This is a genomic window from Barnesiella sp. WM24 (assembly GCF_004570975.1).
Taxonomy (GTDB): Bacteria; Bacteroidota; Bacteroidia; order Bacteroidales; family Muribaculaceae; genus Muribaculum.
The window spans coordinates 1-21,060 of the sequence record NZ_SPPC01000020.1 but is presented as its reverse complement, the minus strand read 5'-3'; the positions used below and the strand labels follow the sequence as shown (position 1 = coordinate 21,060).

General features: G+C 52.9%; 14 protein-coding genes. 2 read left to right on the top strand and 12 right to left on the bottom strand.

The genetic code is table 11. The features are described 5' to 3' along the window. The 6 genes from E4T81_RS15285 to E4T81_RS15260 all read right to left on the bottom strand — a co-directional run. On the bottom strand, nt 1–5,945 hold a 5,945-nt coding region (locus tag E4T81_RS15285; protein WP_135046095.1), incomplete at its 3' end, for an RHS repeat domain-containing protein. An 11-nt stretch (nt 5,946–5,956) separates the two neighbouring features. Then, complete coding sequence (locus E4T81_RS15280; protein WP_135046093.1) at nt 5,957–7,078, bottom strand: hypothetical protein; 1,122 nt, start codon at nt 7,076–7,078, stop codon at nt 5,957–5,959. A 257-nt stretch (nt 7,079–7,335) separates the two neighbouring features. Beyond that, nucleotides 7,336–8,820: a D-xylose transporter XylE gene (xylE, locus tag E4T81_RS15275; protein ID WP_135046091.1), complete on the bottom strand. Its 1,485-nt coding sequence runs from the start codon at nt 8,818–8,820 to the stop codon at nt 7,336–7,338. Nucleotides 8,821–8,930: 110 nt separating this feature from the next. Next, nucleotides 8,931–10,250, bottom strand: coding sequence for a xylose isomerase (xylA, locus tag E4T81_RS15270; protein ID WP_135046089.1), 1,320 nt, complete (start codon nt 10,248–10,250; stop codon nt 8,931–8,933). 51 nt (nt 10,251–10,301) lie between these two features. Beyond that, nucleotides 10,302–11,789 (bottom strand): xylulokinase, encoded by a 1,488-nt coding sequence (locus E4T81_RS15265; RefSeq protein ID WP_135046088.1) that lies wholly within the window; start codon nt 11,787–11,789, stop codon nt 10,302–10,304. Between the two features lie 30 nt (nt 11,790–11,819). Further along, nucleotides 11,820–12,551 carry an NUDIX domain-containing protein gene (locus tag E4T81_RS15260; RefSeq protein WP_135046086.1) on the bottom strand — a complete coding sequence of 244 codons (732 nt, stop codon included), beginning with the start codon at nt 12,549–12,551 and terminating at the stop codon, nt 11,820–11,822. A gap of 454 nt (nt 12,552–13,005) precedes the next feature. On the opposite strand from E4T81_RS15260, the gene E4T81_RS15255 reads away from it, so the two are divergent. Continuing rightward, on the top strand, nt 13,006–14,565 hold the full coding sequence (locus E4T81_RS15255) for a WG repeat-containing protein (protein WP_135046084.1): 1,560 nt from the start codon (nt 13,006–13,008) through the stop codon (nt 14,563–14,565). Nucleotides 14,566–14,577: 12 nt separating this feature from the next. After that, complete coding sequence (locus tag E4T81_RS15250) at nt 14,578–15,318, top strand: hypothetical protein (protein WP_135046082.1); 741 nt, start codon at nt 14,578–14,580, stop codon at nt 15,316–15,318. 40 nt (nt 15,319–15,358) lie between these two features. On the opposite strand, the gene E4T81_RS15245 is transcribed toward E4T81_RS15250, so the two are convergent. The 6 genes from E4T81_RS15245 to E4T81_RS15220 are packed head-to-tail and all read right to left on the bottom strand — an operon-like array spanning nt 15,359 to nt 20,624. Continuing rightward, nucleotides 15,359–15,817, bottom strand: a complete 459-nt coding sequence (locus E4T81_RS15245) for a hypothetical protein (protein WP_135046080.1) — start codon at nt 15,815–15,817, stop codon at nt 15,359–15,361. Nucleotides 15,818–15,823: 6 nt separating this feature from the next. Then, nucleotides 15,824–16,402: a hypothetical protein gene (locus tag E4T81_RS15240; protein WP_135046078.1), complete on the bottom strand. Its 579-nt coding sequence runs from the start codon at nt 16,400–16,402 to the stop codon at nt 15,824–15,826. A gap of 18 nt (nt 16,403–16,420) precedes the next feature. Beyond that, the gene (locus tag E4T81_RS15235) at nt 16,421–17,830 is read right to left on the bottom strand and encodes a DUF3078 domain-containing protein (RefSeq protein ID WP_135046076.1); all 1,410 of its coding nucleotides are present in this window, start codon (nt 17,828–17,830) and stop codon (nt 16,421–16,423) included. A 41-nt stretch (nt 17,831–17,871) separates the two neighbouring features. Then, a complete protein-coding gene (ubiE, locus tag E4T81_RS15230) occupies nt 17,872–18,609 on the bottom strand; it encodes a bifunctional demethylmenaquinone methyltransferase/2-methoxy-6-polyprenyl-1,4-benzoquinol methylase UbiE (RefSeq protein WP_135046074.1) in 738 nt (245 codons plus the stop codon). 10 nt (nt 18,610–18,619) lie between these two features. Then, the gene (locus tag E4T81_RS15225; RefSeq protein WP_135046072.1) at nt 18,620–19,567 is read right to left on the bottom strand and encodes a phosphoribosylaminoimidazolesuccinocarboxamide synthase; all 948 of its coding nucleotides are present in this window, start codon (nt 19,565–19,567) and stop codon (nt 18,620–18,622) included. Between the two features lie 52 nt (nt 19,568–19,619). Further along, nucleotides 19,620–20,624 (bottom strand): PhoH family protein, encoded by a 1,005-nt coding sequence (locus E4T81_RS15220; protein WP_135046070.1) that lies wholly within the window; start codon nt 20,622–20,624, stop codon nt 19,620–19,622. Nucleotides 20,625–21,060 lie beyond the last annotated feature (436 nt).

Here is a 21,060-nt window from a genome sequence, read left to right as displayed (position 1 = left end):
GAATTTATATTGTCATGAAGCAAGTTGCGATTATTCGGCATAAATGGATACGCGGTATATATCCCTGTATTATTTGCCCTTGATTCTCTTTTAAAAAGAAACATCGCATCAGTAAAAGATTCCGAATTGTATCCGTTTTGTAAAGTTTTAAATGATTTACCATACCGATTCTCGACCTGTATGTTAGTTTTGAATCCATCCATTCCAAGGGCTTGTAAAGAATTTAGACTGATTATCGCAGTGAAAGCGTAGGCTTCAACCTCGTTAAATATTGCGCGTCCACCTTGTCCGTTAAGGAACTGTCCGACGTGCATCGATTCGTGTACGATTGCCGAGATGAATGTGTCTCTGCCTAATTCTTTGCCGATTGTTGTTGTGGTATTGCCGTAATTTTCTCCTAAAGTGAATGATTTGTCTCCTTCTCCAGGTACGTAAGAGTATTTGCTCTCTGAGGCAACAAGATCGTCTATTAGCTTGTCGCCGCCTGATTGGTAGACAATGTTCATAGCCTGCACGCTGCGGCGCACGAAGTCGTCGTCGCCGAAGTATTCACATCCGGGAGTGTACATGAAGTCGTTGAACCATACTTCCATGCCGGTCGGGTCGATGTTGTTGACGGGGTCGTTGGCGCAGAAGAGGTAGGGTGAGAGGTGAGGTGTTTTCTCTGCGAGGGGGTCGGGGCGGGTGAAGCGCGCGAGGTCGGGTGTCTGGGTGCGTGCATGGAAGTCATATATGTTGAGCCCGTACATGGCGTCCAGCTCCTTGCCCCCGAACTTGTAGGGCTGCAAAGAGCTGCCCTTTCCCGCGTCGGCAAACGTCAGTCCGTAGGGATAATAGTGGTTGGTCTGCTCCGGTCGCCCCCACATGTCGACAACGGTGCGCACGCTCCCTGCGTGGTCACACACATAGTAGTGCCAATTTGGTACTCCGGCGTCGCTGAACGTGGCATACCCTCCGTCAAACATCACCCGCTTGACCGCCCCGTTCTCGTAGACCACCGGACCGGAATAGTCGAGTGTGTCACGGCGGAACAGTTTTTCATATACCGGAGAGGGTTTGTCGCCCGGTATCATGAATACAGCCGAGTCGGGCCTTTCCGGATACACGAGGTGATAGCCTGAGATGGTGCTGTGGATTGTGCGCAGGCGCCTGCCGTCGCATGAATAAGTGTAGGCTATGCTGTTGCCCGACCGCATCTTTATGGATCGCGGCATGAGGCTGTTGTCGTAGGTCACCGACACTATGCCCCTGCCTGTGTCGGAGACGGGCGCACCCCACGAGTTGTAAGAGATGAGGGCGGTGCTTCCGCTTGACGGATGGAAGTCGTTGGAGCCCTCACGGGTCACGCGGTCGGCATCTTCCTCGACTGATACGAGGCGGTTGCCGTCATAGCGTAGATTGAGGTTGTCGATTTTTCCATAGATGCCGTCGTCTTTTCTGCCGTGGCGCTGCAGGCGGCGTATGGAGCCGTTGGCTGTGAAGTCGCCGTAGGTTACGGTGTAGTGGTCGCGGTCGGTCGTGAGCGACTCGTTTTCACCATACTGCGCCTTTGTGAGCCATCCGAGGTTGTTGTAGGTATAGCGGTAGCCGCGCCAGCGATACCATTCGGGTGTCTTCCACATCATCGCGCTTATTGAGCCGTTGTAGAGCGGCGTGCCCGGCCCGTCGGCATAGAAAAGGCGCTGGGCGAAAGCGGGGTGAGTGACTGACTGCAGGCGTCCGTGGAGGTCGCGGGTGTAGTCGATAGCCCCAGCCGAGTTGCCGAGGGTGACTGACGTCACCCTGCCGAGCGCATCGTAGGCATAGGAAGCCACGAGCGCCGAGTAGTCGCCCTTGCCGATATTGGTGTACACGCGCCTGCTTGTGAGCAGGTCGGTGGCGGGGTCATAGGTGTATTCGGTAGTCACGGTGACATCCCCTTCCTTGAAGCGGGTCTTTACTGGCTTGTCGGTGTAGGAGTAGGAAGTGGTGGTCACAGCTATCTGTCCGCGCATGCCGGTGGAGCGTTGCTCGATAAGGCGTCCGAAAGCGTCATAGTAGCTTACGGAGCGGAGCTGCGTGCCGTCGGATGCCACCGACATAGCAGCCGTGACCAGCCCTGTGGTGATAGTCGCGGGCGGCGTGGCGAGCTTCAGCGGCGTGAAACCGGCAGGCAGCGAATAGGAGTCGTGATAGGTGACCGACTCTATGACCGGCGATGTGATGCGGGAGGCATCGGTCATGACATATCCTGTCGAGCCCACGCCCGCCGCCCCGTGGGTATAGGTCACCGGATTTGTCGTCCCGGAGCGGTCGCAGGCTGTGCAGGTGCCCTGCAGGGCGAGCCGTCCCGCGCGGTCATAGAGGAAGAAACGGTAGAGCCCCGCCTCTCGCAGCAGCGGGTCCTGCATGAATGTGAGCCTGTCGGCGCGGTCATACCAGTATTGCGTGTATCCGCAGCCGGGGATAAATTTCTTGACGACATTGCCGCGCTCGTCGTAGCGGTATTCGTAGGCGTATTTCTCCTTGTAGCCGGCGCTCTGATACTCCGGCGACAGCACAAAGCGCAGCTGCCCGTAGATGTTGTAGACAAAGTATGTGTCATTATTTCTGCCGCGCCTTTCCAGCACCTTGCGTCCTGACTTGTCGGTGAACACGGTGAGCGAGTTGCCATCCTCATCAACAGTGGTCTCGCCGTGGAGGGTGCCGGGCGCGTAGAAGCCCTCCTTCACGAGCGAAGTGCCGGTGACAGGTGCCGAATAGCGCCTTACAGAGTTGGCGGCGTTAGTCACGCGCATGATGTCGCGACCTTTTCCTGCCGAGTGCCACAGGGCGCCGGGCGTTGTGGCGCGCACGGGGCGTCCCGCGCCGTCGTAGGTCGTCGTGGAAAATGCGTGTGTGTCGGAATAGGTCGACCGCGCCCATAGTGAGATTGCATATTCCGACGGGTTGGAGATTGTAGACGTGCCCCCGACCGGAAGCCACGTGTCGGCTATGCGTCCGTTTGAGTCATAGGTCTGGAAGGTGTAGACATAGGTGCCCGAGGTGTTGAGCCCACCCTGAGCCAGGGCTGTAGGACGTCCGAACTTGTCATGGTACTGACGGGTCATGACGCGGTTGCCTGAGGCGTTTATATGCCGTATTGTGGTCACGGAGTTTGCCGTCTGACTGCCATATGGACCGTTGATAATAGAGTAGGCAAATGTCTGTAGGGTGTCGCGTGCGTCGCGTATGAACGCCAGCCGTCCGGATGTATCATACCCGTAGGCGACCTTGTAGTCGCGCGGGTCGGTCACCATGGTGATTCCTGTGAGCGGCTTCCACTCGTAGCGGGTGGTCATGCCTCCGGGCGCGGTGACTTTAAGCGGGTAGAGACCTCTTGAGTCCCATTCAATACGGGTTGTGTCGACGGTGTTGACGAGGATGGCGGTCGGACGGTTGCCCGCGCCGCGTGACAGCACTCGCTCGCGCTCCTGCAACTTCCCGTCACCGTAGGCGGTGGATATGGAAACGGGGAACGCCCACATGGTTTTGTCATCCAGCAGGTATGTGGTCTCGAGCCGTGTGGCGGCTACGCCGTCACGGTGAGTCCTGACCGAAAGCACGGCATCGGGCATATATTCCGCCATGAATAAACTTGTCTTGTCGGAGCGGTCGAAGGGGAACTCGTAGCGAGTCGAGTCGCGGAACCCGTCACTGCCGGTGAACGCCACCGAGCGCGGTTTCAGCGTGCGCAGCTGCGGGTCGTAGGTGTAGGTCTGCTCGGTGACAACGCCGGTTACATGGTCGGTCACCGTCTTTTTTACACGGTTGAAGGCCTTGGCTGTGGCAGTCACCGGTGCATATTCAAGGAAATCTGAGGTCAGTTTCTGATAGAATATCCAGGGGCCACACCCTCCGCGCGTAGACCAGGAATAATGCTTGTTTACAACCCTGACACCGATTGCAAATTTTTTTAGTGTCACCCCTTCATAGGCATACTTCTCAGTAGTCACGGGCTGCCAGTCAGTCCCGTATGTGGTCTTTCTCAACAGCACCGGGTCGTCGTTGCCCTCGTCGTGTCTGTCGGAAAGGTACATTGAAGGATGATCCTCAGGCATCGGGTATTCCAGTATGTCATCAACTCTCCCTAAATTGTATTCATATACGGTGCCAGATCTATCGGAATTCCGTTCTGTCACCGTGTGATATCTTACCGGCGCACCTGATTTGCTTAATGGAATCGCAGGTGAGATAGAGCCGACATACACATCATACATGCAGGGGCCGGTGCTGGTTGCCCATGTCCATTTACCTTTGTGAATCATAAGGTAGTCCGGGTCATATTGGGCTACAGGGGTCGTATATTCGTAGCTCCTTATGACATCCCCGCTCTTTATGGTCTTTATCCTGAGCCCCCCGACGGTGCGTGTTTTCCATCCCCCGTTCTCGAGTTGCATCCAGCGGTTTGCCTCGTACTCAAAGGAGGTGTGCCCCCCTGTTGGATACAGGATGGATACAAGCACCCCGCGCATCATCTCTCGTTCATTGGAATATCTGTCAACACCGTTGCCCGACTTGTCCCCTGCCGAGTAGGGGGCATCGGCATGCATTATATCGGAGGCGCGGACTGACATCAGGTAATATCCTTTGGTGCCGTTGGCATACCCCCAGTAGTCTTTCCCGTAGGCGGTAAGGTATGTGGGACATTCCATGGCTCCGGCATTGCAATAGGAGAACGTGTAGACCCCGGCCTCTGAGTCGCTTATACTGTCGAGCATCATGCGGCATTTTTCTTTCATGGAGGTATCACCCATGTAACTGTCGTTATGGAAGGTGACAGTCTTCCTCACGTTGCTTCGGGAATCTTTCACAATAATCTTTACAAGCCTTTCAGCTGCTATGTCCTTGCGATCGCTGGCATAGATGAATTCGATTTTACCGCCGTCCCATGACATTGATTTCAATAACTGCGGCTTGTATACATACATCGTGGTGGACTCAGACTTGTCGCCTGTATAGGCCCGGTCGTCACTGTGGGAGCTTTCGACATAAACAAACCCCATGCCGGCGAAGTAGGTCTGAGATGAACGGGTTATGTCATATCTTTCTCCTCGGGTGTATTCAAAATCCACACTGCCATGTGCGGTATGCGCTTCTGTCATGTACCAGGAGCTTGCAAACGGCATCCCCTCGTCATCGTTCACACCGATACATTCTTGCCGGTCAAAATAATATATGGTGTTGTCACCGGTGCATATCTTGAAACTCAGGCTTTCACGGTATCCGGAATGTGTTATCCGGAGTGGGGAGTGGTTGAGCGGAATGAACCTGCCGTCACGGTGGGAGTAGCGGAAAACACCGCTTTGCCCTGGTATGTTGAATGTGTAGCGGTCTGACTCGGAATCTATGGTGGAGAACTGCCCTTTTAATGCGAGGGACTCAAGGATATGTATGTTGGTTCCCGCCTTTTTTGCATCCTGCACGATTCGGTCGACCTCAGTGTAGTTGCGGTAGAGCGTGTCAAGTGTCATATCGCCTGTCTCGAAGTCGGGGGCACCCATTATTGTACGTGTCACGGCGCCGCCCGCGTTCAGCACCCAGCCGAGTCCGACAGGGGTCGCTACGTCGTCGGGGCGGAAACCCGATGCGTGGTAGGAGATTGAAATGGGGAGCTTGTAACCGCCGAGGTCAATCTCGTATAGGGGGATTGTGATGTCGGGGATGCCGGTGGTGTGGCTTACGGGATACTCGCCGTAGCGGGCAAGCGCAGCCGCCTGTGGGGTAGGCGGGATGACGGATGGGAGAAACTGCATCTGATAGCTGCCGGCATCATCATCTGACTGTGCCACTGCCGTGCGTAAGATTGCCGTAGTGTCGGAGGGGGAGAGGGCTTCCGTCACCGGGATGTCGCCGGGAGCGATTATAGCTGCGGCGTGAAGCGCGCTGACAAGCGCGGTCATAGAGAGGAAAGCATGCTTTTTCATGGGGGAGAGTATTATTCGGTTCTTACCTTGAATGTGCTGTTTGTCTCGTTTATCCACACGGTCAGCAGCAGGTTGCCTGCAGGTGGTGAACTTAGAGAGAGACACTCCTCATGTGTGCCGGGGGCTACAGCCGGTGTGATGATGGAGCATAGGGTTCTGCCGAGTGCATCGAATACGCCGAGACGCACGTCGGCTTCCTCGGATATGGTGTATGTGACGTTTACAGTGTGACCGTCGGCGCCGAGTATGGCATCGACAGTTGCCGGAAATCCGTCGATGCTGTCTCCCGCGTCTGTTTTTCCTGACCTGTCGCTTTCCGACATGGTTATACGGGCGAGCAATCCCGTGTTATCCTGGTCTTCCCCGAGGTCGGTGCGCTGCAGTTCAGGCAGGCAGAGCAGTGTCACCGCGCGTGACAGTATGGTGTCGCCATTAATGGAAACAGCCGATGACACCCGCTCCATGACCGGATAGCGCGAGCCGGCGCGATACCAGGAATGGCGCTCATCGGTGAACACCGGCAGGGAATCGACGGCTACATTTGCATCCATCCATGCCGAGACTTGCGCCGTGTCAGGCGACATGAATCTTCTGTATTCGTGGCGGGAATGAATACGCAGCACGTGTCGCAGGGTGTCGGTGCCGTCGGTTAATGAGCCTGTACCGTCTGCCACAATGTAGGCGTTGCCCCTGTGTCCGATATGAATGCGCTTGCCATACAGACCTCGCCCTGATGTCGGAGACGCTATGCTGTCGCCATATTGCATAGGGAACCGCAATACCGGCGGTGCCTGGTCATAGTCGACACGCATCTCGCGGTTTTCAGCCGATGTAAGCCTAACGGTGTCGGATGTCGCATCAAAAGTTAGGTACTCAGGATATTCAAGACACACGAGTGTGTCGCCTTTCATCAGGTAGGTGCGTCGGTGGTCGGAGCCGTCAGCCGCGTCAGGCATGTGCCACACGCGTCCTGTGCCGCGCTCTCCCGGCGAGAATGCAGGCTGTTCCGACATGGTGAACGAGTCACCGGGTCTCATGGCGTTGCAGTCGCTGGTGATAGTTGCGAAAGGATCGGCAGCCTGCATCATAGATGAAGCTGTGACGAATAGTGACAGGAAGAGAGGCGTTTTCATGATGTGATAAGTTGGTTTTTCGCAAATATATTGTTTTGTGTATGAATTTGCAAGTTTTTACTGTAAAAAATATCAGATTATCAGATTATTGCTGTGCATATGTGCATAGGATTAGGTGATTGGGGTGCGGAAAACGAGTTTTCAGATATGCGATTATATAGCTCTTGCTGCTATACGGCATTCGGGGCGTGTCATGGGGATAAAAAAAGGTGTATCGGGGTTGCCGATACACCTTTGAGTGGGAATGATGGAATCGTTTATTTTTTGCTGCGGTTGCGCCAGAGGGCGGTCATGTCTTCAAGAGTCTTGCCCTTTGTCTCAGGCACGAGCTTGTAGACAAATATTGCTGCAACGATACATATCACGCCGTAAAGCGCATAGGCAAACATGTGGCCGAAGCGGTCGCCCATTTCTCCAAGCTCCATGTTGTACATGGGCACAAATGTGCTTGATACAATGAAGTTGAATATCCACTGGAACGCTACTGCGATAGCGACAGCCGCACCACGGATCGTGTTGGGGAAAATCTCTGCGATAAGCACCCAGCATATCGGGCCCCATGAGAACATGAACGATGCCGAGTAAACCATGATGCTGATGACGGGGATGATGGGAGCCACGCCGTCAACAAGATTGGACACGGCAACGCCGAATGCGCCAATCGCCATGCCAATCGAGCCCCAGATAAGGAGCGGCTTGCGACCGAGCTTCTCGACGGTGAAGATTGCCACAAGCGTGAAGCTGATGTTTACGATACCCATGATGATTGTCTGCACCATCGGGTTGCCCATGTTCATCGACTCGAATATGCGCGGTGCGTAGTAAAGCACGGCGTTGATGCCGACAGCCTGCTGGAATACTGAGAGCATGATGCCGACGAAGATTACCATGATGCCGAATGAGAAGAGGCGTTCGCTCTTGACATCGACTGTCGACTTGATTTCGTTGAGAATCTCGCGGGCTTTCTTTATGCCGTTGATGCGGGCGAGCACGCCGAGAGCTGTGTCGTCTTTGCCGACGAGGGCAAGATAACGCGGAGACTCCGGCACAAGACATACAAGCAGGGTAAACGCGCCGGCTACAAATGCCTCGCTGCCAAACATGTAGCGCCATCCGGTCATGATAGTCCATGAGTCGGAGCCGGAAACTACGATATAGATGTTTTCAGCTGTTTTCTCGATGATAGGATTGGTGTGGTCACCGAGGATGAGGAAGTTGACGAAATATACGACGAGCTGACCGAAGATGATGGCAAACTGGTTCCATGAAACCAGGGTGCCGCGTATGTCGGAGGGAGCTACCTCGGCGATGTACATCGGGCAGATTGCGGAGGCAAGTCCGACGCCGATACCGCCGAGTATGCGGTAGAGATTAAATATATAGAGAAGGCTCATTGTCGGTTTGCCTTTCTCGAAGAAGAGAAATTCGGGATAGTAGGAGCCGAGAGCCGAGAGGAAGAAGAAGATACCTGCAAGAATGAGTGACTTTTTTCTTCCGAGGCGTGTCGCGCATATGCCGGAGATGGCACTTCCCAATATACAGCCAAGCAGCGCGCTTGATGAGGTGATGCCGTGGATTACATCAGTGTATACGAAATCCTTGGCTCCTAAGAAAAACGCCTGTAGCCCTTTTTCCGCACCTGAGATTACAGCTGTGTCGTAGCCGAACAGAAGTCCGCCGAGCACCGCCACCAGCACGATTGAAAAGAGATAGGCTTTGCTTCCTTTTTCAGGGTATTCCATGTTCATGATATTTGTTAGTAAAGTGATAATACGACACTATGACAAAGCCCTGATTGCGGGCTTCGTCATAGTGAGAACGTTTGGTTAACTAAGTAGCCGCTGAGAGTGGTTTAGCAGCTGTAGAGAGCTACGATAGCCTCATAAAGCTCCTGCTTGCCGCTTGTCTGCTTGGGCTCGCCGTTAGCCTTTGCATATTCGTAAACCTGCTCAAGGTTGAGGGCTCCGTTTTCAAAGTCCTTACCCTTGCCGCCGTCAAATGAAGCGTAGCGGTCAGCAAGCATCTGCTTGTAGGGTGACTCTTCGAGGATAGCGGCAGCGTTTTCGAGAGCGCGTGCCATAGCATCCATACCTGAGATGTGGGCGATGAAGATGTCCTCAAGGTCGGTAGAGTTACGACGGGTCTTGGCGTCGAAGTTGGTACCACCGTTTCCGAGTCCGCCGTTGCGGATAATCTGCATCATTGCCTGAGTAAGCTCGTAGTTGTCGATGGGGAACTGGTCGGTATCCCAGCCGTTCTGGTAGTCACCGCGGTTAGCGTCGATAGAGCCGAGCATGTTGTTGTCAACAGCTACAGCAAGCTCGTGCTCGAAGGTGTGACCGGCGAGGGTAGCGTGGTTTACCTCGATGTTTACCTTGAAGTCCTGGTCAAGACCGTGAGCCTTGAGGAAGCCGATTACAGTCTCGGTGTCAACGTCATACTGGTGCTTTGAGGGTTCCATGGGCTTCGGCTCGATAAGGAATGTGCCGGTGAAGCCTTTTGAACGAGCGTAGTCACGAGCAAGACGGAGCATCATTGCGAGGTGGTCCTTCTCGCGCTTCTGGTCAGTGTTGAGAAGTGACATGTAGCCTTCGCGACCACCCCAGAACACGTAGTTGGTACCGCCGAGAGCGATAGTAGCGTCGATAGCGTTCTTGATCTGAACGGCAGCGCGTGCAACAACGTCAAAGTCGGGGTTGGTGGCTGCACCGTTCATGTAGCGTGCGTGGCTGAACACATTGGCTGTTCCCCAGAGGTTCTTGATGCCGGTTTCTGCCATCTTTACCTTCAGGTAATCAACGACTTCCTTGAGGTTGTGCTCATACTCCTCGATTGAGTTGCCTTCGCTTACGAGGTCTACATCGTGGAAGCAGAAATACTCGATGCCCATCTTCTGCATGAACTCGAAGCCTGCGTCAACTTTCTGCTTTGCGATTGCTACAGCGTCGTTGCCTTCGTTCCAGGGGAACTGCTTGGTTGTGCCGCCAAACTGGTCACCGCCTTCTGCGCAAAGTGTGTGCCACCATGCCATAGCGAATTTCAACCAGTCCTTCATCTTCTTTCCGAGAACTACCTTTTCGGGGTCATAGTAGTGGAAAGCCATGGGATTCTTGCTTTCCTTGCCTTCAAACTTGATTTTGCCGATACCGGGAAAATACTCTTTAGTTGCCATTTTGTCTATTGTTTATTAAGTTAATATATAAAATTGTTTATGTAAGTCGATTTAGTGCAGGTGCATCTCAAGACGCTCTTTCCATAGGTTGTAGGCGTCTACATATGCCTGGCGGTCAGCAGCTACAGGCTCGATTACCTCTATGCGGTCGAGAGTGGCAAATGCCTCGTTGTTGTCGGCATAGATGCCTGCGCCTATTCCGGCGCCCTTGGCTGCTCCTACAGAGCCGTCGGTGTCATATAACTCGATGGTGGCGCCGCTGATGCCTGCGAGGGTCTCGCGGAATAGCGGGCTGAGGAACATGTTGGCGTGACCTGCGTGGATTTTCTTTACTTCCATTCCGAGGCGCTCCATGATTTCGATGCCATACTGGAACGAGAACACGATGCCTTCCTGGGCGGCGCGCACAAGATGATGCTTGCCGTGGCGGATGAAGTTTACGCCGTGGATTGAGCTGCCGATTTCGCGGTTCTGAAGCACGCGCTCCGCTCCGTTGCCAAAAGGCAGTATCGACACGCCTTCGCTACCGATAGGTGCCTTAGCTGCAAGGTCGTTCATTTCGGCATAGCTTATGCCTTCCGGTGCCACGTTGCGCTTCATCCACGAGTTGAGGATACCTGTTCCGCTGATACATGCCATGATGCCGAGGCGGGTCTGGTCGGGGGTGTGGTTGACGTGGGCAAATGTGTTGACACGTGACTTTGTGTCATAGTTTACCTCGCCGTTGACTCCGTACACCACACCTGATGTGCCTGCTGTCGATGCTATTTCGCCGGGGTTGAACACATTGAGCGATAGGGCGTTGTTGGGCTGGTCGCCGGCACGGTAGGTGACGGGGATGCCTTCGGCAAGACCGAGTTCTGCAGCCGCTTCTGCCGTAACTGTGCCCTGGTTGGCGAAAGTAGGCACGATTTCAGGGATGATGTCGCGGCTGAATCCGAGATATTCCAGAAGGAAGTCGGCTACGTCGCCTGTCTTGAAGTCCCAGAGCATTGCTTCGGAAAGACCGGAAATGGTAGTGCAGACACGGTCGGTGAGACGCATGGCGATATAGTCGCCGGGAAGGAGTATCTTGTCGATTTTCTCAAATAATTCAGGCTCATGCTCCTTAACCCATGCAAGCTTCGTTGCGGTGAAGTTGCCGGGCGAATTGAGGATGTGGCTCAGACACTGCTCCTCTCCAAGTTCCTTGAACGCCTTTTCTCCATAAGGCACGCCGCGAGAGTCACACCAGATGATCGCCGGACGGAGCACATTGCGCTCTTTGTCGATACATACGAGACCGTGCATCTGGTAAGAGATGCCTATCGCCTTGATGTCCTTGGGGTCAACGCCCGACTCTTTGAGGATTGCTTCAGTAGACTGCTTCAGGTGTCCCCACCACTGGTCGGGGCGCTGTTCAGCCCAGCCTTGCTTGTGAGAGATAATCTCGGCCTCTACCTTAGGGTAGAATGCGGTAGATACACACTTGCCTGTCTCTGCATTGACGAGACTCGCCTTTACCGACGAACTGCCTATGTCGTAGCCTAATAGATACATTGCGTTATATTTGCTTTATTGATTAGTTAATTATCTTCGGTGTTGATTATATATCTTGCGGTCAAATTTATAATATCTCGCCGCCCTGTGAGCGACTCCGGTCTCGCGCTCGTCAAGCGGGATTACGTAGTCCATCATCGCTATTTTCTTGTGAAAGTTCCTTACGTCAATCGCGCGGTCATATATGACTTCATATAGTGTGCGCAGCTGGGTCGCCGTAAACTTTTTCTGAAGAAGGTCAAACATTATCGCCGGGTTTATGTCGATTATCCTCCTGATGTAGTCAATAGCCTCTGTGACTATAAGATTGTGGTCAAAGGCAAGGTCGGGAATGGCGGGGATGGCAACCCATCTTGCCTGATGCTCGTCAAGCGCCTTGTCAAGCGCCTTGTCGATTTTCACCAGCGCGAGATAGGCTATGGTGACGATACGCTCTACGTGAGCCTTCTGGGCGCGTTCGAGCCAGTGTATGTCACGCGGGTCACGTGTCCTGTCTTTTGAACCGAATGCCTTGAATTGCATGAGGTTTACCGATTTAAGCCCGGTCAGCTCTCGCAACACTCTTTTTGCCGCCCCGTCAAGATCCTCGTCCTGATAGATGAGGCTGCCGGGAAGCTTCAGGTCGTGGTAGGCTTTGCCGTCTTCTACGCCATGGCGGTTGACGAGCAACAGTTTCAGTTGCTCGCCATCAAATCCGATGACTACACAGTCGACCGAGATATGATTGTTTGCCAGTGGTGGATAGGATAGTTCTGTTTGCACGGCGTTTTCTGTAAAAGTGTTTTTGACATTGCAAATATAATACTGCTTTCTGTAAATACAATGCTAAATTATATGTTATAAAGCATTGTTTTGACGGAATAAAAGTTATTGTACATTTAACAATAACCATAACTGTCTTATTGTAAGCATTACAATAACATTGTTGTCCGATATGTTAAATAATGTCAACCCGCGCCTTGTGCTTTAAAAAACGAGGGAATGTATTAACTTTGCAGCTACATATGTATTTTTTATTGTAGTAAAGTTTTAGAGAGGCGCTATCGTGCGTTATTGTTCCCGCTTCTTTTGATGTCGCATATTCTTTTATCTCAATGGGCGTGAGGTGACGCGGTATCATGGGCGATGAACATGCATCGGTGGGATTCCCGCGCTTCATGTTTTTTTGTTTTGTCCCAGTAGGGAATCAGGGACATGGATAATAAACCTGAAACTCATGAAATTGTCAAGAGTTCTAATCATCGCGTGTGCGTTGATTATTGCTGCTCCTGCTACGGCAGACGCCCAGTTCAGCAAATTGAAAGCGAGAGCTGAAGAAAAGCTCAAAAAAGGAAAAGAAAAACTCATGGAAGCGACAGGCGTTCCCGGATTGTCGCAGGAAAACAGCTCTTCTAACCGGGATGGCATAGGGCGCTCTGTCGGTGACAGGGTGTCAGACGATGCCACTTCCGGCACGTCTTATAAGAAAAGTGATGTCAAGGAGATTTCGAGCTGGCGCGAATCGTCGGCTATGCCTGCTGAAGATGATCTTGACACCCCCGAGGGTCTTGCCGCAGTGCATGCCGCAACTTTCGGAATTCCTTTCCGGCATCTCAGAGGCGCTTTTCATCAACCTAAGGAGACTTCGTCGACCATTCATCTTGTAATTGACGATGACATGCCAAGTTTCTCCGATTTCTATGACGGCGTGGCATATGTTCATTATTATGACGGCAAGTCAGTGTCGTTTTACATCAATGAGCGTGGCGAGAAGCTGTTTGACTCAAAAGTCCATGTGAGTGATGCCGCGAATATGCCGCGCTTCTGCAACGGGCGCGTGCTGGAGACGCCGGATATTTGGGAAAACGAGCGAAATGTCAGGATTCGTGACAAGCGCGGCAACACGGTCAAGGAGTTCAATACCAGAGTGGCGTCGCCTTATTTTGTCAACGGCATTGCGGCAATAGGAATTGACAACGGTCTCGGTAGTCCTAAATCGGTTAAATTTATCGACACTGACGGCAATTATGTGCTTGAAAATCTGACAGTGAACATCCCTACTGCCGGCGATGTGAATTTTGATGCACTCGTGTCGGCGGCGGTGAGGGAGGAAAAAGAGGGGCTAATCGCATTTCCCGCATGGGACGCAACGGCGCGCACTGTACTCTGGGGCTTCCGCAATGCTGCCGGAAATGTTGTGATTAAGCCGCGGTATATGGCGGTTGCCGATTTCAGTGACGGCATGGCTAAATTCTTTGCCGACGGCAAGTGGGGATTCATCGACAAGACCGGTCGTGAGGCGATTCCGGCGTCGTTCTCTATAATGCCTTCTAATTTTAATTCGGGTTTCGCGCGTGTACTCACAAAAAACAATGAGGCATATTTTATCGATAAAAACGGTAAAAAAGTAAGAGGCCCGATTAATGTCTATGCGAAGGATGGAAATGAAAATTATATCTCCCCGTTTTTCAATGGATACGCAATCGTGGGCTATGGCTATGAAGGCATGCGAGATCACTATTGCCTTGTCGACCGCAACTTTAATAAGAAGGCTTGGTTCCGCACGGATTTGCCGTTGGATTGGGATACGCCTGTAGGGATGCATGACGGCAAGTTGTATATACAGCACGGTTTCGACACAGTGCGAAACTGGTGGATGCTCGACCCTGCCACGTGTGACTTGCAGATTGATGCCTTGTACAATCCGTTTATAAACGGTTACAGCCGCTATGACAACAAAGGCTATGTCGACTCTAATTTCAACTATGTGATTAAATTTGAGAAAAACGAATTTTAATTTTTTCGGGAGATGTACACAGGACATTTGCGCATATTGGTAGCGGCGGCAATGCTTTTGCTGTCGTGGACTGCCGGTCGCCCGGCTACAGTGTCGGTTAATTCGGCTGTTATAGATAATGTAGGTCTTAACGAACCTTTTTTCCGTTTCGGTGACAATCTTATTTTTGACCAGACCGGAATGTGCATGAAAGGTTTTGTCAATGTTTCTGTCGAGGGGTTTGCCGGCAAGAGGCTTTTCTGCATGGTGGAGCCGATAGTCAACGGCTCGATGATGGCCGACCGCAGCGGCTCCTGCAACGCGGTCTATGCATTTGCCCCGTCATCGTCGTCCTATAGCGGTAATGTCGCGTTTGCCCTCCCTTACCAGTGGGCGGGTCTTTCCATGAACAGCAAGGTGAACGACGACCTTGACCTGAAAATTCAGGTGACGATACTTGACATGACCTCCGACAATCCTGTACTTGCCGAGAAAATCATAGCCATTGACAATACCAACACTCAGGTTGACCCTAACCGTGTGGCTACCGATGGATTGGGAAGCATGCTCGGCGCACTGTTTGGCTGTGGTGACGGTTCGATTACCTGTACATCGTGTGACGGCACCGGACTTTGTCCTTTCTGTGACGGTGACGGTTTTATTGACCCGTCAATGTGCAGGAAGTGTTCGGCTCATCCCGGAATCTGCCGCCGCTGTCACAGCAAGGGTGAAGAGGAAGTCGAGATAAGGGAAAGCGGAGGCTGGATTTTCTGATTCACGCCTTCGGGCTACGAGTTTTTTTCACCGTCGGCGGCTATTGGAAAACAGCGCCGTTGACGGTGATTTCTGTTTTATATGGTATGGCTTTGGGTGAACGCGGGGTCACGCGGGTTGAATGGTGGTAATAGGCTTGCTGGCGGTCCCATGCCCTGAACGACACCTGGCGTGTCTCGCCCGGCGGGACTGAACAGGGCAGATTGACTGTGCGCTTGTGAAGCATCTCGCCATTGACTGAAAGATAAGTGATTGTGATGCTTATCAAGCCTGTCGCCGTGGAGCATCGGTTGGTGACAAATATCGTTTCGGTTGTTGAACGGAGGGGCTTGTCGTAGTCGCTGATAGAGATACTGTCGGCTGCCGGGGTGAGCGCCGACGCGTCGACCTGACGGCTGTCGGTTGCTGTGGCTTTCAGGTTGTGGCGTGTGGTCTTCGTGTCGGCTGTCAGTTGTATCACGGTGCACGACAGGGCTATGAACAGGATAAAAAGTCTCATGGTGTTCTACAGATATATCGGTTCGACAGGTCCGCTCGTAGGCATCGGATACACTCTTACACAGCCGTCGAGGTCGCGCGGATTGTCTTCGCGGGTATAGATGCCGAGGCGTGATATGTAGGGTAGCAGACGCCAGAATCTCACTTTGATTTTTATGCCGTGTTTATGGAAGCTGAGGTGGCTGTCGTCGCTGAGGGTCAGTGTGAACTTTTTGGGCTTGAGCAGCCGGCTGCCTCCGTCGCTGTCGGTGTATATCATGGCTGAATATTTGCCTCGTTTAGCGGTCGGTGACAGGTGCCCCATCACTGTGCCGGGAAGCACTGACCTTGCAGGAGAGTGTATGATTACCATGCGGTAGGAGGTGAGGGCATCGGTTGCGGGCGCCGCGGCGTTGTCACGCTCGATCACTATAAGAGCGCCGTCGGTGGTAAACTGCCAGATGCCTTCAATCGAGTGGAGTGGCATGGCGGCGAGACGCGTTTTCACAACTTCGCGGTCATAGTCGCGTATCGGCAGCCTGTCGGCGGCTGACGCTGATGTCGCGCATGTCAGAGCGATAAGCATGAGGAGGAGGTGATGTCGCATTTTTTTTGATGTTACCGGTTAGATGGTCTTGAATCTGTATTGGAGTCCGAAACTGAGTATCTCTTTCAACTGCCATTTATGCCATCGCGTGCCTTCAATCTCCGCCATGCTTGAGTCGTAGCGCAGGTGTACATACATCTGTGTCGACAGGTAGCGGTTGATTGAAAAATTGATGGTGTTTTCCCAGTCGCCCTGCACGTAGTCATAGTCGGTGAAGACAAAGAGGCGCGAGATATAAGAGATGTTCCACACGATGTCCCACGCGAGTTTTACCTCGGCGTTGCTACCGACCTCGCTTATGGAGTGGCGTCCCTCGGTGATGCCGAAATTGGTGACGGGGATGCGGTTGCTGGTCGACATTTTAAGGTTGTAGGAGAGTGGCGCTATCGACACCTCGACCTTGAATTTCTTTGTCGGGTTGGTGTGGTTGTAGGTCATACCGAGACCGAGGTTTAACTCTCCCGGCGAGAGAAACGCCGCCTTCATCTCATTGGAATTGGGCGGATAGCTGTTAAGAAACTGGGTCTTGAACATTCCGTTGAGGGAGTAGTACCAGTTGTTGAACGCCTTTAGTCCCAGGGTGCCGTTGAACTGAAACAGGTCCTCGCTTATGGTGTAGTTGTGCACCTCGTCCTGCGGGGCGCTTGCCATGGCGAGTTTGTACTGGGTGGTTGCCTCGGCTATGAGGTTGGGGTGAAACTTGTTGTTAAGCTTCACGTTCCATCTCACGTTGCCGATCATGTTGACATTGTTGTTGCCTCCCTGATACCAGTTGGGGCTTATGTAGGCCTGTGAAAACTGCAGGCTTGCGCTGAAGTCGTGGAGCCAGTTGCGGCGGCTCACGTCAAGAAGGGTCACTTCCGACACGATAGGAGCCTGTGCAGGCGTTGTCACGATGTCTTCCTCGATTGTAATGGTTGACTGCTGCGGGTCGACGGTGGCGACATATTTCTTGGGTGGAGAGGGGAGGGTGTTGATATTGTAACGCACTGCCGCCGGATTGTTTATCATGTAGCTCTGTTTCAGGTCGCGGTAGCGGCGTGAACGGTAGTCTTCGATTTTTATCCAGTTGAATATGCTGTCGGCTACAAGCGGAGTCGGGTCAAGGAAGTCTATGCTGTCGACATATTCGATGCGGTCAAAGACAACCGGCATGAATGCTATCGACGGAAGTCTCACCGGTCCTATCAGGGCGACGGTGTCGACACTTTCGTCTGTCTCCAGGGTGTCGGTCAAAAACGCTGAAAACGGGTCATTGGCAATCTCCTCCGCAATCTCTTCTTCTGTGATGTCAGGGTCATTATGGTTTATGAGGTCGAGCAATGAGCGGTCAGGGCTGAGCATGGATTGCGCGGCGACAAAGCCGGGGGCTGACACCGACACAAGAAGCGCAATTAATGCGGATTTTAGCGGGTGATTGTGTGACATGAGTAATTTACTTTTTCCGTTTTTTGCAGTGTTTGGTTATGTTATTTGATTCCGATGTATATGGTGCAGGTGCCGAATGTCAGCCGCTTGAACCGGCAGTCGCGGAATCCTGCATCACGCATAAGCCGGAGCATGTCATCGCCCTGAGGCACGGCGGCTATGCTTTCCGGCAGGTAACTGTAGGCACGCACGTCGTGTGACACCGCTTTGCCTACAAGCGGTATCACATGATGCGTGTATAGATTGTACAGTGGACGTATAAGCTTTGAGGTAGGGACCGACAGCTCGATGACACATAGCACGCCGCCGCGCTGAAGCACACGGTACATCTCCCGGTAGCCGGCATCAAGATGCTCGAAGTTGCGGACACCGTAGGCGACGGTGATGCAATCAAACACCTCCGGGGCAAACGGCAGGTCAAGGCAGTCGCCTGTCATGAACCTCACCGAGTCGCCGGCTCCCGCCGCCTCGGCTTTCTGCTGTGCGATGGCTATCATCCCTTCGCTCAGGTCTATGCCTGTAAGTCGGCCGGGACGCAGTTTGCGGTTTAGCAGCAGGGCGAGGTCGCCGGTGCCTGTAGCCACGTCGAGGATGTGCTGGTGGGGATGGCGGCGAAGCATGTTGACTGCCTTGCGGCGCCAGAGCTTGTCGATGCCGAATGTCATCATGCGGTTCATGAAGTCGTAGGCGGGGGCGATGGAGTCAAACATCTCCTTTACCTGCTCCGTCTTGCTCCGCGTGTTGTCATACGGATTTATCTTCTCGGCTTTTACCTCCATCGGCTTTATATTATCGGGTTGCGAGGTAAGCCTCCACGTTCTTTTGGATGCGAGCGTTGAGGTCGGTGTCGTCGGTCTTCACAAAGGGCTCTCCGGTGATATGCTCGTAAAGCTCTATGTAGCGGTCGCTTACAGAGTCGCAGTATTCATCGGTCATCTCGGGCACCTGCTGTCCCTCCTTGCCCATGAAATCATGCTCGATAAGCCACTGGCGCACAAACTCCTTTGAAAGCTGCTTCTGCGGCTCGCCATTGGCAAAACGCTCCTCGTAGCCGTCGGCATAGAAGTAGCGTGACGAGTCGGGGGTGTGGATTTCGTCGATGAGATACACCTTGCCGTCGCGCTTGCCGAATTCATATTTTGTGTCGACAAGGATAAGTCCCTTTTCAGCCGCGATCTCAGTGCCGCGCTTGAAGAGTGCGCGTGTATAGCGCTCCATTGTCTCGTAGTCTTCCTTGCTGACGATTCCCTGGGCTATGATTTCTTCACGAGAGATGTTTTCGTCGTGTCCTGCCTCTGCCTTGGTGGTAGGGGTGATAATCGGTTCGGGGAAACGCTCGTTTTCTTTCATGCCGTCGGGGAGCTTGATGCCGCAGAGCTCACGCATGCCTGCCTTGTAGTCGCGCCATGCGCTGCCGGTGAGATAGCCGCGTATGATCATTTCCACGCGGAATCCTTCACACTTTAGTCCTACTGTCACCATCGGGTCGGGAGTGGCGAGCTTCCAGTTGGGCACGATGTCGGCGGTTGCGTCAAGAAATTTTGCTGCAATCTGGTTGAGCACCTGCCCCTTGTAAGGGATGCCCTTGGGGAGGATTACGTCAAATGCCGAGATGCGGTCGGTGGCGACCATCACCATGAGGTCGTCATTGATGTCATAGACATCGCGTACTTTTCCGTGGTACACGCTTTTCTGTCCCGGAAAGTTAAAGTCAGTGTTGGTGAGAGTTTTAGCCATTGTAGTAAAATATATATATTATGATTGATTATTCTGTGGCAGGGGGCGCCGGTCAGTCTTTTTCGGCTTCCTCAAGGGTGGCGCGTATGTCGGCTGCCGCTTCATCGGGATGCTCTTTCTTGAAGTCGTCCCATTTCTGATAGGCGTCGACTATGCGCTGTACAAGCTGGTGACGCACAATGTCTTTCTTGCCAAATTCGACCATGCCGATGCCCGGCACACCTTTCAACACCCTTAATGCCTGTACAAGACCGGAGGTGACACTGCGCGGCAGGTCTATCTGGGTCACGTCGCCGGTGATTATCATCTTGGCGTTCATGCCAAGGCGGGTGAGAAACATTTTTATCTGGTGGGTCGTGGTGTTCTGTGCCTCGTCAAGCACAATGATCGCATCGTTGAGTGTGCGCCCTCTCATGAATGCGAGCGGTGCTATCTGAATCACATTGGTCTCCATGTACTCTTTCAGTTTCACCGCCGGTATCATGTCTTCGAGCGCGTCATAGAGCGGCTGTAGATACGGGTCGATTTTATCTTTCATGTCGCCTGGCAGGAAGCCAAGCTTTTCGCCTGCCTCGACTGCGGGGCGCGACAGAATGATTTTTCTTACCTCACGGTTTTTCAGCGCTCTTACGGCGAGGGCTATCGCGACATAGGTCTTTCCTGTGCCGGCCGGACCGAGTGCAAATGTAAGGTCGTTTTTAAGCACAGAGTCGACAAGGAGCTGCTGATTAGGGTTGCGTGCCGCTATAGGCTTTCCGTTGATGCCGAATATCACCACATTGTCGTGTTTCAACTCCTTTGGCGCTTCTCCACGCACAACATCGAGTATGACATCTTCGGTAAGCTTGTTGTATTTCGCACAATAAGCCTCAAGCTCTTTTATCTTTTTCTCAAACACAGCCGTCTCCTCCGGGTCACCGATCACCTTTATGACCTGACCGCGTGCAGCCATGCGGAGTTTTGGAAAAAGATTCCTGATAAGCTGCATGTTGCAATTGTTTATGCCATAAAAGCTTACCGGGTCAACACTGTCTATGATTATAATGCGTTCAATCATCCTGTAATATTGAGTTTACAAATATACAACAATATTATGATAATTATGGATTTTATGACGCTAATACTTCACATCACCGCAAAACCCCTCGCTACGCAGTTCACCGCGTAGCAGTATGTATGACCGCAGATAACGTATTGCAATCACCGCGCAGTGTATCGCGTAGCTGTAGGGGCGACTGGAAGGTCGCCCGCACTACACGCAATGCTGAAACCAGAATGACCGCGGTCCTGTAAACATGCGGGCGAGCTTCCACTCGCCCCTACACTGCCTGTATAAACCTCATGCAACCCATTGCGTAGCCTCACTGCGCAGTGTATCGCGTAGCTGTAGGGGCGACTGGAAGGTCGCCCGCACTACACGCAATGCTGAAACCAGAATGACCGCGGTCCTGCAAACATGCGGGCGAGCTTCCACTCGCCCCTACACTGCCTGT

Coding starts and splice junctions, on each gene's coding strand:
- E4T81_RS15220 (WP_135046070.1), bottom strand. CDS start 20,624: ATGATTGAACGCATTATAATCATAGACAGTGTTGACCCGGTAAGCTTT.
- ubiE (WP_135046074.1), bottom strand. CDS start 18,609: ATGGAGGTAAAAGCCGAGAAGATAAATCCGTATGACAACACGCGGAGC.
- xylA (WP_135046089.1), bottom strand. CDS start 10,250: ATGGCAACTAAAGAGTATTTTCCCGGTATCGGCAAAATCAAGTTTGAA.
- E4T81_RS15240 (WP_135046078.1), bottom strand. CDS start 16,402: ATGCGACATCACCTCCTCCTCATGCTTATCGCTCTGACATGCGCGACA.
- E4T81_RS15255 (WP_135046084.1), top strand. CDS start 13,006: ATGAAATTGTCAAGAGTTCTAATCATCGCGTGTGCGTTGATTATTGCT.
- E4T81_RS15250 (WP_135046082.1), top strand. CDS start 14,578: ATGTACACAGGACATTTGCGCATATTGGTAGCGGCGGCAATGCTTTTG.
- E4T81_RS15235 (WP_135046076.1), bottom strand. CDS start 17,830: ATGTCACACAATCACCCGCTAAAATCCGCATTAATTGCGCTTCTTGTG.
- E4T81_RS15225 (WP_135046072.1), bottom strand. CDS start 19,567: ATGGCTAAAACTCTCACCAACACTGACTTTAACTTTCCGGGACAGAAA.
- E4T81_RS15265 (WP_135046088.1), bottom strand. CDS start 11,789: ATGTATCTATTAGGCTACGACATAGGCAGTTCGTCGGTAAAGGCGAGT.
- xylE (WP_135046091.1), bottom strand. CDS start 8,820: ATGGAATACCCTGAAAAAGGAAGCAAAGCCTATCTCTTTTCAATCGTG.
- E4T81_RS15280 (WP_135046093.1), bottom strand. CDS start 7,078: ATGAAAACGCCTCTCTTCCTGTCACTATTCGTCACAGCTTCATCTATG.
- E4T81_RS15245 (WP_135046080.1), bottom strand. CDS start 15,817: ATGAGACTTTTTATCCTGTTCATAGCCCTGTCGTGCACCGTGATACAA.